Source organism: Planktomarina temperata RCA23, assembly GCF_000738435.1.
In the GTDB taxonomy this organism is placed as follows: domain Bacteria; phylum Pseudomonadota; class Alphaproteobacteria; order Rhodobacterales; family Rhodobacteraceae; genus Planktomarina; species Planktomarina temperata.
The window spans coordinates 3,241,919-3,257,892 of record NZ_CP003984.1; the positions used below are offsets into that span (position 1 = coordinate 3,241,919).

At 53.2% G+C, this 15,974-nt stretch carries 20 protein-coding genes; 15 read left to right on the plus strand and 5 right to left on the minus strand.

Features of this window, described 5'->3' with window-relative positions; translation table 11 throughout:
* Nucleotides 1-157: 157 nt before the first annotated feature.
* Entirely contained in the window at nt 158-1,393 is a 1,236-nt protein-coding gene (gene ilvA / locus RCA23_RS15620) for a threonine ammonia-lyase IlvA (protein ID WP_044051092.1), read from the plus strand.
* A gap of 8 nt (nt 1,394-1,401) precedes the next feature.
* Here the strand turns inward: ilvA and RCA23_RS15625 are convergent, their stop codons facing one another.
* Nucleotides 1,402-1,842 (minus strand): NUDIX domain-containing protein, encoded by a 441-nt coding sequence (locus tag RCA23_RS15625; protein WP_044051093.1) that lies wholly within the window; start codon nt 1,840-1,842, stop codon nt 1,402-1,404.
* 80 nt (nt 1,843-1,922) lie between these two features.
* On the opposite strand from RCA23_RS15625, the gene hslO reads away from it, so the two are divergent.
* From hslO to RCA23_RS15660, 7 genes are all read left to right on the plus strand, one after another.
* Entirely contained in the window at nt 1,923-2,933 is a 1,011-nt protein-coding gene (gene hslO, locus RCA23_RS15630; RefSeq protein ID WP_044051094.1) for an Hsp33 family molecular chaperone HslO, read from the plus strand.
* Nucleotides 2,914-3,510, plus strand: coding sequence for a CoA pyrophosphatase (locus tag RCA23_RS15635; RefSeq protein WP_044051095.1), 597 nt, complete (start codon nt 2,914-2,916; stop codon nt 3,508-3,510). Before hslO ends, RCA23_RS15635 begins: the two co-directional genes overlap by 20 nt.
* On the plus strand, nt 3,507-4,667 hold the full coding sequence (locus RCA23_RS15640) for a CCA tRNA nucleotidyltransferase (RefSeq protein ID WP_044051096.1): 1,161 nt from the start codon (nt 3,507-3,509) through the stop codon (nt 4,665-4,667). The genes RCA23_RS15635 and RCA23_RS15640 overlap by 4 nt, the downstream gene beginning before the upstream one ends.
* A gap of 81 nt (nt 4,668-4,748) precedes the next feature.
* Complete coding sequence (locus RCA23_RS15645) at nt 4,749-6,587, plus strand: ABC transporter ATP-binding protein (RefSeq protein WP_044051097.1); 1,839 nt, start codon at nt 4,749-4,751, stop codon at nt 6,585-6,587.
* Nucleotides 6,587-7,801 carry a class I SAM-dependent RNA methyltransferase gene (locus RCA23_RS15650; protein ID WP_044051098.1) on the plus strand — a complete coding sequence of 405 codons (1,215 nt, stop codon included), beginning with the start codon at nt 6,587-6,589 and terminating at the stop codon, nt 7,799-7,801. Before RCA23_RS15645 ends, RCA23_RS15650 begins: the two co-directional genes overlap by 1 nt.
* Nucleotides 7,802-7,807: 6 nt before the next feature.
* On the plus strand, nt 7,808-8,569 hold the full coding sequence (locus RCA23_RS15655) for an ion transporter (protein ID WP_044051099.1): 762 nt from the start codon (nt 7,808-7,810) through the stop codon (nt 8,567-8,569).
* A 59-nt stretch (nt 8,570-8,628) separates the two neighbouring features.
* The gene (locus RCA23_RS15660; protein WP_044051100.1) at nt 8,629-9,123 is read left to right on the plus strand and encodes a L,D-transpeptidase family protein; all 495 of its coding nucleotides are present in this window, start codon (nt 8,629-8,631) and stop codon (nt 9,121-9,123) included.
* A 26-nt stretch (nt 9,124-9,149) separates the two neighbouring features.
* On the opposite strand, the gene dalA is transcribed toward RCA23_RS15660, so the two are convergent.
* Complete coding sequence (gene dalA / locus RCA23_RS15665) at nt 9,150-9,671, minus strand: divisome-associated lipoprotein DalA (protein ID WP_044051101.1); 522 nt, start codon at nt 9,669-9,671, stop codon at nt 9,150-9,152.
* 150 nt (nt 9,672-9,821) lie between these two features.
* On the opposite strand from dalA, the gene RCA23_RS15670 reads away from it, so the two are divergent.
* Both RCA23_RS15670 and RCA23_RS15675 read left to right on the plus strand, forming a co-directional pair.
* Complete coding sequence (locus RCA23_RS15670; protein WP_044051102.1) at nt 9,822-10,421, plus strand: L,D-transpeptidase; 600 nt, start codon at nt 9,822-9,824, stop codon at nt 10,419-10,421.
* 145 nt (nt 10,422-10,566) lie between these two features.
* Nucleotides 10,567-10,752, plus strand: a complete 186-nt coding sequence (locus RCA23_RS15675; protein ID WP_044051103.1) for a hypothetical protein — start codon at nt 10,567-10,569, stop codon at nt 10,750-10,752.
* A gap of 59 nt (nt 10,753-10,811) precedes the next feature.
* Here the strand turns inward: RCA23_RS15675 and hemH are convergent, their stop codons facing one another.
* Nucleotides 10,812-11,870: a ferrochelatase gene (hemH, locus tag RCA23_RS15680; protein ID WP_236631374.1), complete on the minus strand. Its 1,059-nt coding sequence runs from the start codon at nt 11,868-11,870 to the stop codon at nt 10,812-10,814.
* A 50-nt stretch (nt 11,871-11,920) separates the two neighbouring features.
* Nucleotides 11,921-12,736 (minus strand): methyltransferase domain-containing protein, encoded by an 816-nt coding sequence (locus RCA23_RS15685; RefSeq protein WP_052377234.1) that lies wholly within the window; start codon nt 12,734-12,736, stop codon nt 11,921-11,923.
* Nucleotides 12,737-12,774: 38 nt separating this feature from the next.
* Here RCA23_RS15685 and RCA23_RS15690 point away from each other — a divergent pair, with 38 nt between their 5' ends.
* The 5 genes from RCA23_RS15690 (at nt 12,775) to RCA23_RS15705 (ending at nt 15,217) form a co-directional block, all read left to right on the plus strand.
* A complete protein-coding gene (locus tag RCA23_RS15690; protein WP_268870333.1) occupies nt 12,775-13,332 on the plus strand; it encodes a ComF family protein in 558 nt (185 codons plus the stop codon).
* Nucleotides 13,333-13,341: 9 nt separating this feature from the next.
* Nucleotides 13,342-13,482, plus strand: coding sequence for a hypothetical protein (locus RCA23_RS16605; RefSeq protein WP_169701436.1), 141 nt, complete (start codon nt 13,342-13,344; stop codon nt 13,480-13,482).
* Between the two features lie 211 nt (nt 13,483-13,693).
* Entirely contained in the window at nt 13,694-13,951 is a 258-nt protein-coding gene (gene grxC, locus RCA23_RS15695; protein ID WP_044051104.1) for a glutaredoxin 3, read from the plus strand.
* A complete protein-coding gene (locus RCA23_RS15700) occupies nt 13,948-14,790 on the plus strand; it encodes a carbon-nitrogen hydrolase family protein (protein ID WP_044051105.1) in 843 nt (280 codons plus the stop codon). Before grxC ends, RCA23_RS15700 begins: the two co-directional genes overlap by 4 nt.
* A complete protein-coding gene (locus tag RCA23_RS15705; protein ID WP_044051106.1) occupies nt 14,774-15,217 on the plus strand; it encodes a MarR family winged helix-turn-helix transcriptional regulator in 444 nt (147 codons plus the stop codon). The genes RCA23_RS15700 and RCA23_RS15705 overlap by 17 nt, the downstream gene beginning before the upstream one ends.
* Here RCA23_RS15705 and ubiG read toward each other — a convergent pair.
* Nucleotides 15,214-15,960: a bifunctional 2-polyprenyl-6-hydroxyphenol methylase/3-demethylubiquinol 3-O-methyltransferase UbiG gene (gene ubiG, locus RCA23_RS15710; RefSeq protein ID WP_044051107.1), complete on the minus strand. Its 747-nt coding sequence runs from the start codon at nt 15,958-15,960 to the stop codon at nt 15,214-15,216. The two genes, RCA23_RS15705 and ubiG, sit on opposite strands and share 4 nt — an antisense overlap.
* Nucleotides 15,961-15,974: the final 14 nt, after the last annotated feature.

Genomic DNA, 15,974 nt, shown 5'->3' on the forward strand with positions numbered 1-15,974 from the left:
TTTCCAATCCAAATGTGGCAAAGTGTGGTCGGCGCGGAGGTATATGGTTTTTGTTTGCACGGCAAGTTGGTGCAGAGCAATTTTATAAAGCCCGTTGCATAATCCGCCGCAGGCCAGATAACTTGCGCAATTTCGCAGTTTGAGCCACTAATCTGTCATGACAGATTTTAGCAACCAAGCCGCTGAGGCCACCGAGCGCATGCGCCAGTTGTTTCCTGCAACACCGCTCCAGCGCAATGATCATCTTTCGAATGTCTATGATGCGGATATTTGGCTGAAGCGAGAAGATCTATCGCCTGTGCGCTCCTATAAACTGCGCGGCGCATTTAATGCCATGGGCAAACAGGCGGATAAAGACGTGTTCGTCTGCGCCAGCGCCGGCAATCATGCGCAGGGCGTCGCCTATGTTTGCAGGCATTTGCAGAAAAAAGGCGTAATTTTTATGCCAGTGACCACACCGGAACAAAAAATTCGCAAGACTCGACTGTTTGGGGGCGCGTGGGTGCAGGTGCAATTGGTGGGTGACTATTTTGACGACACGCTTCGCGCCAGCCAAGCCTATTGCGCGGAAGTTGGCGGGCATTTTCTGTCGCCATTTGATGATCCCGATGTGATTGAGGGGCAGGCAACAGTCACCTATGAGATGCTCGAACAATTGGGCCGCTCTCCAGATGTTTTTGTGGTGCCTGTGGGCGGCGGAGGTCTGTCTTCTTCTGCGCGGCGTTTGCTGTCAGAGCGCGCTCCTGAGACTGAAATCTTTTATGTTGAGCCGAGTGGGGGCAAAAGCCTGGCCGCTGCGGTTCAGGCCGGCGCCCCTATTGCGCTGGAGCAGGTGGATACGTTTGTTGATGGGGCGGCGGTGGCCAAGATGGGCGTGAATACCTTTGCTGCGTTAAAAGGTATTGATGCGGATCATGTTTTGGATATCCCCGAAGATCGAATTTGCACCACAATTTTGGATATGCTGAATACAGAAGGAATTGTTTTGGAGCCCGCGGGGGCTTTGGCTTTGGACGCCCTGAAGGATCTAAAAGACAAGATCAAAGGCAAAACCGTGGTCTGTGTGTCATCGGGAGGCAATTTTGATTTTGAACGATTGCCAGAGGTGAAAGAGCGCGCCCAGCGCTACGCCGGTGTGAAGAAATATTTTATCTTGCGTCTGCCTCAACGACCTGGGGCGCTTAAGGATTTCTTGGGTCTTTTGGGACCGGATGATGATATTGCGCGCTTTGAATATCTCAAGAAATCAGCGCGCAACTTCGGAACTGTCTTGCTTGGAATTGAAACCTCAAAGCCAGAGAATTTTGCGCTCTTATCGGAGCGGCTTGAAGCGGCTGGAATGTCAATTCGGGACATCACTGGAGATGAGGCGATGGTGGATTTGATTATCTAAGGCTTGGGTTATCTCTTGCCGAAAAACTGTGCCACGGCCTGACGATCGCCCGGGCTGGCCAGATGGTTTAGGGCCGCGTCAGCGGGCAAAATCACGGGATGATGGTCTGGTTCGGAGGGAGCCGATTTTTGATACACGGGGTGCGCGACATAGATGGTGCAAATCTTTTCTGCCCAAAGATCGTAGTCCGGCATAAAGCTGAAAACTTTAAAACGAAAAAACACCCGAGGCTGTGTGATGCGCCAACCGGTTTCCTCAAATACTTCACGATGCAACGCTTGGAGAGGTGATTCGCCCGGATCTATGCCGCCGCCAGGCAATTGATATTCCTGATTTCGTCCCCCTTGATAGGTGGCTAAAAGCCCTCCTTTATGGGGCAAAATTGCATAGGCGCCGGGGCGCCGCGTGTAGCGGCGATTGGGATCTGGTGTGGTGCCAAAACGTAGCAATCGTCTCTCCAAAACTTGGTGTCAGCCTAGACGCGCTTATATTGACAGTTTAAGGCAAGGCCAATCTATGGAAAGTTATCATGACGCAAACTGTAAAAATGAGTTGGGATGATACGGTTTTGCCGTTTCAATTGGACGCATCCGATATCCGTGGCCGTGTGGCGCGGCTCGATGGTGTGTTGGATCAGGTGCTTGCGCAGCATGATTATCCGTCTGTTGTTGAGGCGCTTGTGGCAGAGATGACTTTGCTCACTGCGTTAATTGGTCAAACCATGAAGCTGCGCTGGAAGCTCTCGCTTCAAGTGCGCGGCAGCGGTGCGGTGCGTTTGATCGCAACTGACTACTATGGCCCGACAGAAGATGGAGCGCCCGGGCGCATCCGGGCCTATGCAAGCTATGATGCTGAGACTCTGGACACCGAGGCACCGGGCTTTGATCAAATTGGCAATGGGTATTTCGCCATATTGATTGATCAAGGTCAAGATATGCAGCCCTATCAAGGGATCACCCCGATTGCCGGCACCTCTCTTTCGGCCTGTGCAGAGGCCTATTTTGCGCAGTCTGAACAAATACCGACCCGCTTTTCCCTGGCATTTGGTTACTCGCAGGAGGCGGATGGCTCAGATGGTTGGCGTGCGGGCGGCGTGATGCTGCAACATATGCCTGCGGCAGGTTCGCATGTGACCTCTGAAGAGCCACAGGGCGAAGATGGTTTGCTCTCGGCAGCGGATCTATTGGATTCAGATGGGAATGAAAATTGGAACCGGGCGAATATTTTGCTCGATACCGTCGATCAGCTTGAGCTGGTCGGACCATCCATTGCGCCGACGCAACTGCTGCTTCGTTTGTTTCATGAAGAGCAACCGCGGGTCTACGACACCCAGCCGGTGACTTTCGGCTGTACCTGCTCGCCTGATCGTGTGCGCCAAAGCCTGTCGATTTATTCGGCCAAAGACATGGCGCATATGACCACAGACGACAATGAGGTCACCGCCGATTGCCAGTTTTGTGGCGCCCATTACAGCTTTGATCCAGATACGCTTGGGTTTGAGGCCAATCCCCCCATTGAAAATGATTCCGCATCACGCTGATATTCTCCGCGCATTGGCGCGGCCGGGCGGCGCCTCGTCGGATTTTGATCTTAATCCGGGGACGTCTGGGTCTGGGCCTGCGAAGAAAGATGCCGGTGTTTTGGTGCCCTTGATTGAGCGCTCTTCAGGCGTTCATGTGGTCTTGACCAAACGCGCGGCGCATTTGTCATCCCACCCTGGGCAGATTGCGTTTCCCGGCGGCAAGCGGGATGCCGGTGACGCGGATATTTCTGCAACAGCGCTGCGTGAAGCGCATGAGGAAACCGGGCTTGATCCATCCCTGGTAGAAATCTTAGGGCAATTGCCGGCACATGAAACCGTGACGGGGTTCAACGTTATTCCAACCATCGGTTGGATCAGCACGCCCTGGGAGGTTAAGGCAGATCCTGGCGAGGTGGCGGAGGTGTTCGAAGTGCCTTTGTCTCATGTGGTGACGGCGCAAAATTTTCAAGTTCAGTCGCGGATCTGGCGCGGACAGAGACGCTCTTACTATTGCGTCCCTTACGGGCCCTATTACATTTGGGGCGCGACCGCGCGGATATTGCGCGGCTTGGCCGATCAGATGGGTCCGCTATGAAGATTGATCCCACCGCGCTTGATATCCAGACCCTAGCACCGCTTTTCACGGCCTTCGAGGAGGCCGGCGCGCGGCTTTTATATGTGGGCGGTTGTATTCGTAATGCGGTGATGGGGGGTGCGGCAACGGATATTGATTTGACCAGTGACGCCGTGCCAGATCAGATGCGGCGGATTGCGCAAGCCCATGGGGTGCGGGTTGTCGACACCGGCGCAGATCATGGAACACTGACGTTTTTGCTCGGTGGCAAATCTTATGAAATCACCACATTTCGCCAAGATGTGACGACCGACGGTCGGCATGCTGAAGTTGTTTTTGGCACATCGCTTGAACAAGACGCCGCGCGCCGCGATTTTACCATGAATGCGCTCTATGCAGAGGCGTCGGGCCAGGTGATCGACCCATTGGACGGGCTGGCCGATGCGCAAGCGCGGCGGTTGCGTTTTATCGGTGAGCCGCAAGCTCGTATCGCGGAAGATTATCTGCGTATCTTGCGGTTTTTTCGGTTTTGGGCTTGGTATGGCGATCCCCTCGAAGGTGTTGATGCGCAGGCGCTCGCGGCCTGTGCGGCTTTGCAATCGGGTTTGGAGCGAATTTCTAAAGAACGGATCGGCGCTGAGCTGCTCAAACTATTGGCCGCCGCCGACCCAGCCCCAGCGCTGGCCGCAATGGAGGCAGCTGGCATCTTGGGGCGCGTGCTGCCAGGGGCTTCGGCGCGCTCGGTTTCGCTTTTGGTGGACCTAGAGCGGGAGCATCCGCCCGATGCGCTACGCCGTCTGGCCTGTCTTGGTGGTGAGGCGGTGCAAGAGCGCTTGCGGTTGTCAAATGTGCAGGCGCGCCAGGTTGAAGCGCTGCGGTATCACGGGCAAAACACATCAAAAGCCTTGGCGCATGGATATGCGCTGGGCGCGGCGCAGGGCTGGTCGTCTTGGCTGCTGCGCGCGGCCTGGATGGAGAACAGGGTCACAGAGACAGAGCAAGAGGCGGTGCGCCGCGGCGCCCAGTCTATTTGCCCCGTTTCGGCGGCTGATCTAATGCCAAAGCACCAGGGCCCAGCGCTTGGGGAGGCTTTGAAGCGTGCACAAGACATTTGGATTGCACGGGATATGCAGATCACCAAAGATGAAATATTGGTGCATTTGGACGGCCTTGGGTGACCTGCCCTGTCTCAAGGGTTTGTTTGTTTAACCACATTATTTTGTTTGCAAAAAAGCATAGCCGCAGTATTCTGTTCGGCTATGTTTAGATTTTTTGAAAGATTGGTTGATCCCTATCAACCCTACCCAGTCAGCAATCGTCCACCGCGCGCGCTTTTGGCCTTTTTGCGTGACTATCTGCGCCCGTTCAAAACGACATTTTGCTTTTCTGCCTTTTTTCAAACGCTTGTTGCCGCGGTCCAGATTTTTCTGATCTGGTATTTCGGGCGACTGATTGTGTTGATGACAGAGGCAACGCCGTCTGAGTTTTGGGGCAATCATTGGGTGGAATTGGCTTTGGTCACCGGGTTTATTCTTGTGATTCGACCGCTGATTGATACGGTTTCGACCCTTTTGCTCAACAATACGATTTTGCCGAATGTGGGCACTTTGGTGCGCTATCGGGCGCATCGCCATGTGTTGCGGCAATCTGTGGGTTGGTTTGAAAATGATTTTGCTGGGCGCATTGCCAATCGGATCATGCAAACCCCGCCTGCGACGGGTGAATTTGTCTATCAGCTGATTGATGCGGTCACCTTTTCGTTTGTTTATTTGATCGGGGCATTTTTCCTATTGGGCGAGTCTGATCCTCGGTTAATGATCCCCCTTGCGATGTGGACGGGGCTCTATTTCGCTTTGGTCGTTTGGACTGTGCGGCGCGTTAGCCCGGCATCGGCGGCGGCGTCGAATGCGCGCAGTGCCGTGACCGGGCGGGTGGTGGACAGCTACACCAATATTCATGCGGTCAAAATGTTTTCCCAGAACGATCAAGAGTTGAACTATGGGGTAGAGGCGATCGAAGAGGCGCGTGTGACCTTTCAAAAGGAAATGCGGCTTTATACGACCATGGAATTTGGTCTTATTTTGTTGGATGGCTGTTTGGTCGTCAGTGTTGTGGGTTGGGCCACCTACCTGTGGAGCATCGGCAGCGCGGATGTGGGCGTGGTGGCCGCTGGTGCAGCCCTTACCCTGCGGATGAGTGGCATGTCCCATTGGATCATGTGGGCACTGACCACGCTTTTCAGAGAAATGGGGGTTATTCGCGAGGGGATGGAGACCATTTCTGCTCCCATTGAGCTGGTTGATGCGCCAGGTGCTCAGGAGTTGCAGATGAAGGCAGCGCATATCTCAATTGCCGGTCTGACGCATCGCTATGGCAAGGAGTTTGGTGGGCTTGAGAATATCTCGCTTGAGATTAAGCCTGGTGAGAGCCTGGGGTTGGTTGGGGCGAGCGGCGCGGGGAAATCAACCCTCATAAAGCTATTACTTCGGTTTTATGATGTGGAATCTGGGGCGATTTATTTTGATGGGCAAAATATTTCTCACGTCACACAGGACAGTTTGCGGGCGCAAATTGGTGTGGTGCAGCAAGACAGCGCGCTGCTGCACCGTTCTGTGCGCAACAATATTCTTTACGGCAAACCCGGAGCGACTGAGGAAGACATGATCGAGGCGGCGAAAAAGGCCGAAGCGCATGATTTTATCTTGCAGCTCGAAGATCCGGAGGGGCGCACAGGCTATGATGCACAGGTCGGTGAACGGGGTGTGAAACTTTCAGGCGGTCAGAGACAAAGGGTGGCTTTGGCCCGGGTGATCTTAAAAGATGCGCCGATTTTAGTGCTGGATGAGGCCACCTCGGCACTGGACAGTGCGGTAGAGGCAGACATTCTGGAGACGCTGTACCGTGTCATGCGCGGCAAAACCGTGATTGCAATTGCGCATCGTCTGTCAACCATTGCGCGTATGGATCGCATTGTGGTGCTTGACGAGGGACGCATTGTAGAAGAGGGAACCCATGCCAGCCTGTTAGAAGCCAATGGGGCCTATGCTGGATTTTGGAAGCACCAATCTGGTGGCTTTTTGGCAATGGAAGAGACCTGATGGAACTCACAATCGAACGTTTAGGGCACCTGGGCGATGGTTTGGCCGCGGGGCCAATTTTTGTTGATCGCGCCCTGCCTGGAGAGGTGTTCTCTGGGGATTTGCTGGGCGATCGGTTGCAAAATACACGAATTGTCACGCCCTCCAAGCATCGTATCACCCCTCTGTGCAGCGCATTTAAGCGCTGTGGGGGCTGCGCGTTACATCATGCACATCCTGATTTTGTGGCTCAGTGGAAACAAGAGGTTGTGGTGCGGGCCTTGGCGGCGCAGGGAATCACAGCTGAAATTCAAGCGCTTCACACATCGCCAGAAAATTCCCGTCGCCGCGCCAAACTCACAGGCCGACGCACAAAGAAGGGTGCAACGGTGGGTTTCTTTGGCAAGGCCAGCGACACAATTCAGCCGATTGAGCCCTGCAAGGTTCTGGTGCCTGAGATCATGCGTATCATACCGGCGCTTGAACAATTCACGGTCCAATTTGGATCTCGCAAGGGGCAGCTGGGCTTTTGGGTCCTGGCAACAGATCGGGGGATTGATGTCTCTGTTGAGGGATTGGATCATCTCGCAGATACAGATTTTGGCCCATTTGCCCAATGGGCTGGATCCAATGGAATTGCGCGGCTGTCCGTGGGAAATGAAATCATTTGCCAGCATCAGGCGCCGCAAATGACCTTTGGCAGGGTAAAAGTCTCTCCGCCACCCAGGGCATTCACCCAAGCCACCTCTGCGGGCGAGCGCGCGCTCCAAGCGGCGGTGGCGCGTGCATTGGCGGGAGCGGATCGGGTGGTTGATTTGTTCTCTGGCGCTGGCACATTGGGATTGCCGCTGGCGGATAGGGCGACGCTGCATTGTTTTGAGAACGATGCCGGTTTGCTTGAGGCTTTGGCCCATGGCGTGCGTCACACGCAGGGGATCAAGAGTGTCACAACCTCCACCCGTGATTTGTTTCGCAATCCTGTTGACCATACGGACTTGAAACCGTTCAACGCCGCCATCATCGACCCACCTCGCGCCGGCGCAGAGCAGCAAGTGGGGCAATTGGCGCAAAGCGATTTGCGCGATATTGCTATGGTGTCATGCAATCCTGTCAGTTTCGCGCGTGATGCGGCCTTGCTTTGTAACGGCGGTTATTTGCTAAAATGGATTGAAGTGGTTGATCAATTTAGATGGTCGCCGCATATCGAGATCGTTGCCCATTTCAGCAAGGTTTAAAAATCGATGACATATCTTCAAACAACTCTTGAGTCCGCCGGAGTTCGTAAATTCATCACCGCGGTGATTTTATTTAATGCGGTTATTCTTGGGTTAGAGACGTCCGCGATGGTCATGGCGCGCGTCGGTACGTTTATTGGAATTTTGGATCGCATTTGTCTGGCAATATTTGTGGTGGAACTGGCGCTGAAGCTGTTGGCCTATCGCTTTAGGTTTTTCCGCGATGGTTGGAATATTTTTGATTTTGCAATTGTTGCAGTGTCACTTGTTCCTGCGGCTCAGAGCTTGTCAGTCCTGCGGTCTTTGCGCATTTTGCGTATATTGCGCGTGGTGTCTGTGGCGCCGCGCCTGCGCCGGGTGGTGGAGGGGTTCATCACCGCCTTGCCGGGTATGGCGTCCGTCTTTTTGTTGATGGGGATCATTTTTTATATTGGATCGGTAATCTCAACAAAACTCTTTGGCGCTGATTTTCCGCAATGGTTTGGGTCACTCGGGCAGTCGGCTTATTCTCTATTCCAGATCATGACATTGGAAAGCTGGTCGATGGGGATCGTGCGCCCAGTGATGGAAGTATATCCCTATGCTTGGGTGTTTTTTGTACCCTTTATCATGGTCACCACCTTTGCTGTGGTGAACCTGCTGGTGGGTTTGATTGTAAACTCCATGCAGGATGCGCATTCTGAAGAAGCAGATCAAAAAACCGATACCTATCGTGACGAGGTATTGGCGCGACTTAAAGCCATTGAGGAGCGTTTAATCCAAGATTGATGAGTTGTATTTTAATCATCCTGAGGTAGAGATGGGCTAGGTGACTTAGGGTGAGGACAATGAGAGTTTTTAATATCGTCGCGATGTTTTGCATCGCTTTGGTCTTGGCCGCTTGTTCCGATCCCAAGCCTATTTTGCGGACCGATCTTCCGAAAGCAACAGCCTTGGTTTTATACAAGGCTGAACGCCGCATGTACTTGTTTCAAGGTAACACGGTTATCAAAGAATACGACTTTAAATTGGGTTTCGCACCCATTGGACATAAGAAATTTGAAGGCGATGGCAAAACCCCAGAGGGGCAGTATTTCATTGATCGCAAAAACCCCAACAGCCAATTTCACCTATCTGTCGGCATATCATACCCCAATGCGGCGGATCGACGGGCCGCTGGGACGCGAAGTCCGGGAGGTGACATTTTCATACATGGAACGCCCCGGCCCTATCGCTTCTTTTTCAAAGATTGGACCTGGGGCTGTATTGCGGTGAGCAATCGTGAAATTGAAGAGATTTATGCGATGGTTGACATCGGCACGCCGATTTGGATTTACCCCTAGAGCCTGTTCGGGGGGCTTTAGCGGTCTTACTGTTGCGCCTCGATGCCGGTGACCAAAGTCCACCAAATTTTGCCGCCCGGTTCTTGATACCAGCTGAAACCCATTTCTTGCGCCTCTGGGGCGAGGATGATTGTGCGCGTGGCTGGGGTCTCCATCCAGGCCGCGAGGGTTTCAAGCTCTGACTCAAAGGTCTCGGAAATATTTTCTCCAAGAAGCGTGCCCTCATATCCGACGCGTTCCATACGGTCGAGCGGAGAAGATCCGTCAGAGCCGAAATGCCAGGCGCGGTTTTGCACCGACATATCGCGCGCATGCGTGGCGGCTGCGGCGTTGAGCTTGGCATTAAAGATCAATGTTTGCAGGCCAGCTGCGCGCCGAAGGCTGTTTATGCCATCTAAGATGCTGTATTGAATGCGCGCGCCGTCAGATGCTTTGATGACATATACTGGACGCAACGGGCGATCTCCCGGCTCTAGGTTGGAGCCGGTATTTTGTGTGCATCCCATCAATAGGAGCAAGCCAAACGCTAGAACGACCCGATAAATCATCTTGAACCCTCAATTCTGTGCAGCGTACATAGCGGCAAAGCGTTGCCAATCAAACCCAATATTAAGACAAATGCTGTACATCAGGCGTGTTTGATTTGTGTGTTGTCGATTTTCTTTGTAAGCATCCTCAACATATGTGGAGTGAATACCATGGGCAGAGCAGAAAACCATTTGCCAAGACGGGCATTTTTGACGGGGGCGGCATCCTTGTCGGGGACGCTTGCCCTGTCGCAGGAGACAGGCGTGTTTGATGCTGTGGAGGCAGAAACAGAGTCCAGCGAGACGGCTCTGCGCAATATCAGCAGTTTTAGAATGTTGGATTGGCGCCCCTATTTTGACACGCTTAAGAATGGGGCGATTTTGTCCGACATTGACTCGCGCGCGCTGCATTACTGGTCTGAAGACGAGTCGATCTACAAGTTATACCCAACATCTGTTCCGATGACCGCCGATTTAACACGCAAAGGCCGGACGAAAGTTGTGCGCAAAGTTGTGGGCCCATCCTGGCGACCAACCCCAGAGATGCGCAAACGCAACCCGGAATGGCCTGAATTCGTAGGGCCAGGGCCGGACAATCCATTGGGAAGCCACGCGCTATATCTTTCTTGGACCTATTACCGTATTCACGGCACCCATGACACGCGAAAGATTGGCCGCAGATCCTCGAATGGCTGCATCGGACTTTACAACGAGCAAATTGCCGAATTATATGAACTCACCAAGGTTGGCACACAGGTGTTGCTAATTTGACGAGTGTCGCGGGTTTGGGCGAAGATACGCCGAATCCGCATTTGCAAAAACAAATTTAATTTGCTTTATCCGGAGCGTCATCTGGATGGGTTAACTTTTCGGTTCAGCACATGATGCGTGAGAACCAAAACGAATGGAGAATAAAATGAAAAAACTAATTTTGGCGACTGTCTTTGCAGCAGCGACAACGACCGCTTTCGCAGGCGGTATGAGCGAACCGGTCATGGAAGCACCTGTTGTTGCGTCCACAATGGACGAAGCAGCTGGTTCTGCAAGTTCGCTGTTGATCCCACTGGCGTTGATCGCAATCGTGGCATTGGCAACTAAATAATCACTTGCTTGCAAGTATCAATTTAAAAAAGGGCCGCTGTTTCAGTGGCCCTTTTTTGATTAAATCCAGCCTTGCAGATTTTCTGAAATCACATTGCTCAAGGTTTCAATATGTTCCTTGCTGTCATTCAAGCAGGGGATATATGTGAAATGTTCGCCGCCGGCGTGCTCAAAGCTTTCTTTGATCTCTTCGTTAATTTCTTCCAGCGTTTCGATACAGTCGGCTGAAAAAGCCGGGGCGCAGACCGCAATATTTTTCTGGCCCTTCTCGGCCATACGGGCCACTTCTTCGACCGTATAGGGTTGCAACCATTCCTCTGGACCGAATTTCGATTGGAAGGTGGTTACGATTTCTGTGTCATCCCAACCCAAACGCTCTTTCAATAGGCGCGTGGTTTTTTGGCACTGGCAATGGTAGGGATCACCCTGCATCAAATAGCGTTTTGGCACTCCATGATAGGAACACACCAAAACCTCTGGGCGCAGCTCGGCGGTTTCATAGGCTCTCTCAATCGAGGTCGCCAGCGCGTTGATATAATCTGGACGATCAAAATATGGGCTAACAGTCCGTGCGGCAGGTTGCCAAGTTTGTTTGATCAAGCTTCGGAAAAACTCATCATTGGCTGTGGCGGAGGTGGCCCCGGCGAATTGCGGATAGAGTGGAAAGAACAGAATTTTCTGGCAGCCGGCATCCACCATCTTTTGCACAACGGACTGGGTGGACGGGTTGCCGTAGCGCATACAATACTCAACCATAACACCGCCGTCATAGCGTTTCGAGATTTCTGTGCGCACAGCTTCGGTTTGTGCTTTTGTAATGGTGGCCAAAGGGCTTTCATTGGCTTCCATGTTCCAAATCGACTTATAAGCCGCGCCGGAAGAAAATGGTCGTTTTGTTAAGATGATGAGCTGGAGCAAAGGTTGCCAAAGCCAGGGGCTATAATCAATCACCCGCCGATCCGATAAAAATTCACCCAGATACCGGCGCATCGACCAATAATCATAATTGTCCGGTGTGCCCAGATTGGACAGCAAAACCCCAATCTTTGGTGCCTTCACCTTTGGGTGATCTGCTGGTGCAGCGGATAAGGGCAAATAGGTGGTGTCTTGATCTGTCACGGCGTGCTCCTGAATCTGTTCCCTTGCAAATAACTGGAAAATGGGTCTCGTCAATTGCCCAAGGAGCTTTTTGCCTCTTCTAACGCTTGTTGGAGCGATTTCGTCACGGATCCGGGCTTTAATGCTTTGGGTTGGCTCGCATGCGGCGCCCAACCTGAAAGGAAAACCAAATCGAAGGTGCAAGTAATGCGGCTGTCATCTGCTGGGAATTCTGTGGCAAAGATCTCTTGGGCCCGGTCAAATAGTGATTTGGGGGTGAAGGTTTTTGGACGCGCCGTCATGATATTGGTTTCACCCATGTCGCGCAAATCGCGCATGAGGTGATAAATATCGCTATAGGCCGCCGGTATTTTTAGCGAATCTGCCACGGGCAAGGCGAGGCCGGCCCGCTGCAAGAGGGAGCCAAGCTCTCGAATTTCCGCCATAGGGGTGACCCGCGGTGACAGACCGCCGCGCAAATCCGCTTCTGCCGTTGATAGGGCACTGCGCAGTTCTGTGAGGGTCTGACCTCCGAAACATACCCCCATAAACAGCCCATCGGCTTGCAGCGCGCGGCCGCATTGCACCACTTGGCCTATGGGGTCATTGCAATGATGCAGCGCCATTGCGTGGACGACGAGATCATGCTGCCCGGGGCTCAATTCCAGCAGATCCTCATCGCGCACCAGTTTTGCGTTGGGAAAGGCACCCGACCAAACCTGTGGAAAACCGGTGACGATGGCGACGGATTTAAACTGCCTGTTAACCGCTTTCAGTCTTTCTAGAATTTCAGTGCAGGCCAGCTCTTGCAAAAACATGCCTGAAGCGCAGGCACGCGCGCGTGCTTCGGCTTGAGTTATCGGATCGAAGAGTGCAGGCGCTGTCATTGCTCTGAGGTAGAAGGGAGCCGTGCGGTTTGCAAGGTGTGTTGCAAGCGATTTATCCTCATCAATGTCCCGGTTGTCGGGTCTTGGTGCAAAATCATCTGCATCTTTGCCCAGAATGTTGGCGCGAGGCGCATTTTATTGCGGGCTGTGCCTGTCCGAAATGTGGCGGGCAAATGTTAGGGGATCACGATGATGCAAATATTCTTTGTGACGACTGCTTAAACAACCCGCGTCCCTGGACCAGTGGGCGCGCGGTGTTTTCGTATAATGCCAAAGCCCGCAGTATGATTTTGGCCCTGAAGCGCCACGATCGGCATGATCTCATCGCGCCCTTTGCCCATTGGATGTTGCGCCGGGGCGCGGATATTTTTCCACCCTCCCCTGTGCTCATTCCAATTCCTTTGCATTGGCAACGGCAGTGGCGCCGGCGGTTTAATCAATCTGCGCTCATTGCGCAGAAGATGGCGCAGATGGCGGGACTTGAGTGCTGTTTGGATGGGTTGAAGAAATGCCGCCGTACGCCGGAGCTTAAGGATCACACTGCTGAGGAACGCCGGAAATTGCTGCATGCTTCTATGGCGATAAACCCGGCGTGAGAAGGATGTGTGGCTGGTCGTGCGGTGGTTTTGGTGGACGATGTTTTTACATCTGGGGCGACTTTTTCGGAAGCTGCGCGGGTGTGTTTGGACGCTGGTGCGAAAACTGTTTCTGTCATTGCATTGGCCCGCGCTGCAAAACCGTCGTGATCTATGCTCCATAGCCCCGCGGCATGGTGCGCGTGGTGAAGAGAGAAAAAAATTGCTATACAGCGTCTGGATCATTTACAGACCAGTCAATGACCGATGACTTATAGGCATCACCACAGCCCCCAGGGCGTCCAGCGCGCGATAGGCCTGTGATGAATTCGGTGTGAACCTGAAGTGCTGTAATGGCAACGGAGCCAATGGAGTTTAGTGAATGGCGATTATCGAACTATATACCTCACCGCTTTGCGGATATTGCCACGCCGCCAAACGGCTCTTGGATGCTAAAGGCGCGACCTTTGTCGAAGTGGATCTTTCGCGTAGCCCGGAGCGCCGCTCTGAAATGCAAACGCGGGCCAATGGTCGGCATACGGTCCCGCAGATTTTTATAGATGACGTGCATATTGGCGGTTGTGATGAGCTTTATGCTCTGGATCGGTCTGGCAAATTGGCCCCGATGTTGGTGCCGTGAAAGTTGCAATTGCGCAAATAACTTCCAGCGATCAGCCAGCTGAGAATCTTGCAACCGTCTTGAACCTTATGGATCAATCGGCTGGGCAGGATATTTTGTTCCTACCGGAGGTGACAAATTGCGTCTCGCTGCACCGTGCATATCAATTGCAGGTGCTGGAGCCCTATGAGGGGAACAGTTTTATTGGGGCCATCTGTGAACGGGCGCGGCGCTTGGGGCTTTGGGTTGCGCTTGGCTCGGTGACGGTCAAAACCGAGGGCGATGACGGCCGCTTTGCCAATCGCTCTGTTATGATCAATGCAAAGGGGGAAATTGTCGCATTTTATGATAAAATTCATATGTTTGACGTCACCCTGTCTGATACAGAGCGGTATCACGAGTCCAAGGGATATCGCCCCGGCACAGAGGCGGCGGTTGTGCAGACGCCTTGGGCTGAGTTGGGGCTCAGCATTTGCTATGATCTGCGGTTTGCAGCATTGCATCGTGCCCTGGCGCAGGATGGGGCCCAGGTGTTGGCGGTGCCATCTGCCTTTGCCCGGCCGACGGGGGAGGCGCATTGGCATGTATTGCTGCGGGCGCGGGCGATTGAGACTGGGTGTTTTGTGATTGCTGCGGCGCAAACGGGTGTGCATCAAGGATCTGGGCGCAAAACATTCGGGCATAGTTTGATTGTCGGGCCTTGGGGTGAGGTAATTTTGGACGCAGGGCCGGACATTGGATTGCATTTTGCGACACTAGACCTAGATGACGTGGACAGGGCGCGTGCGCGTGTGGCATCCTTGCAGCATGATCGCCCATTTGCTTTGAAACGGTATCTAAGTCATGACAAAATCGATTGAAACTCTATCTGTCAGCTTGTTTTCGGAAATTCTGGCTTTGGAGCAATTGTTGCGCAGTCGAATTTCAAAGGGCTTGCCGAAAGGTATGGAGCTGTCGCATTTTTCGGTGCTCAACCATTTGGCGCATGTGGGTGGCGAGCGCACCCCGGCGCAATTGGCAAAAACCTTTAATCTGACGCGCGGCGCGATGACCAATACGCTCAATAAGTTGGAATGGGCCGGCTATGTTCATATTCGGCCCGATTGGGATGACGCTCGGCGCAAACAGGTCGTGATCAGCCCCTCTGGTCGCGCGGCGCGTGATCACGCCTTTGCTCAGATTGCGCCAATTTTGACCGCCGCAACAGGCGTTTCGGGGGAGGATAATATCAAGGGCATTCTACCCATTTTGCGCGAGCTGCGTTTGAGCTTATCCAGTGATGTCTAGGTGGGCTTGGTGCTTGCGGTGACATAGTTGACGCTGAGATCCTGCGCTGAGATGGACCAGCTCCAAGCCACTTTATTAAAGACAAAACCTTTGCGGTCTACGGGTTTGAGCCCAGCTTCCTCCAGTAGGCCGAAGAGTTCATCTGGGGTGATAAATTTATTCCAGTCATGGGTACCCTTGGGCAACCACCGCATGACCCATTCTGCTCCGATGATGGCGAAGAGAAAGCTCTTGGGGTTGCGGTTCAGCGTGGAGCAAATATGCAGGCCGCCCGGGCGCAAAAGCTGTTGGCAGGCGAAGAGATAGGCCGGTGGGCTGGCCACATGTTCGACCACCTCCATGTTTAACACCACGTCAAATTGCTCATTGGCTTCGGCCAAGGCTTCGGCGGTGATGTGGCGGTAATCAATCTTGAGGCCTGATTGTTCTGCGTGCAATTTTGCCACGGGGATATTGCCTGCGGCTGCATCTGCACCCACAACGGTTGCGCCAAGACGGGCCATAGGTTCACAGAGCAACCCACCGCCACAACCAATGTCCAAGATCCGCAAGCCCTTAAATGGAAGATCTGCGGACAAATCGCGGTCAAACTCCATGGAAATTTGCTGGGTGATGTAATCCAAGCGGCAAGGATTGAGCATGTGCAAGGGTTTGAATTTGCCTTCTAAATCCCACCACTCCGCGGCCATCGCTTCAAATTTTGCGACTTCTGCGGGATCGACGGTCGATTGGTTGCCTTGCATTCCCATCTCCATAT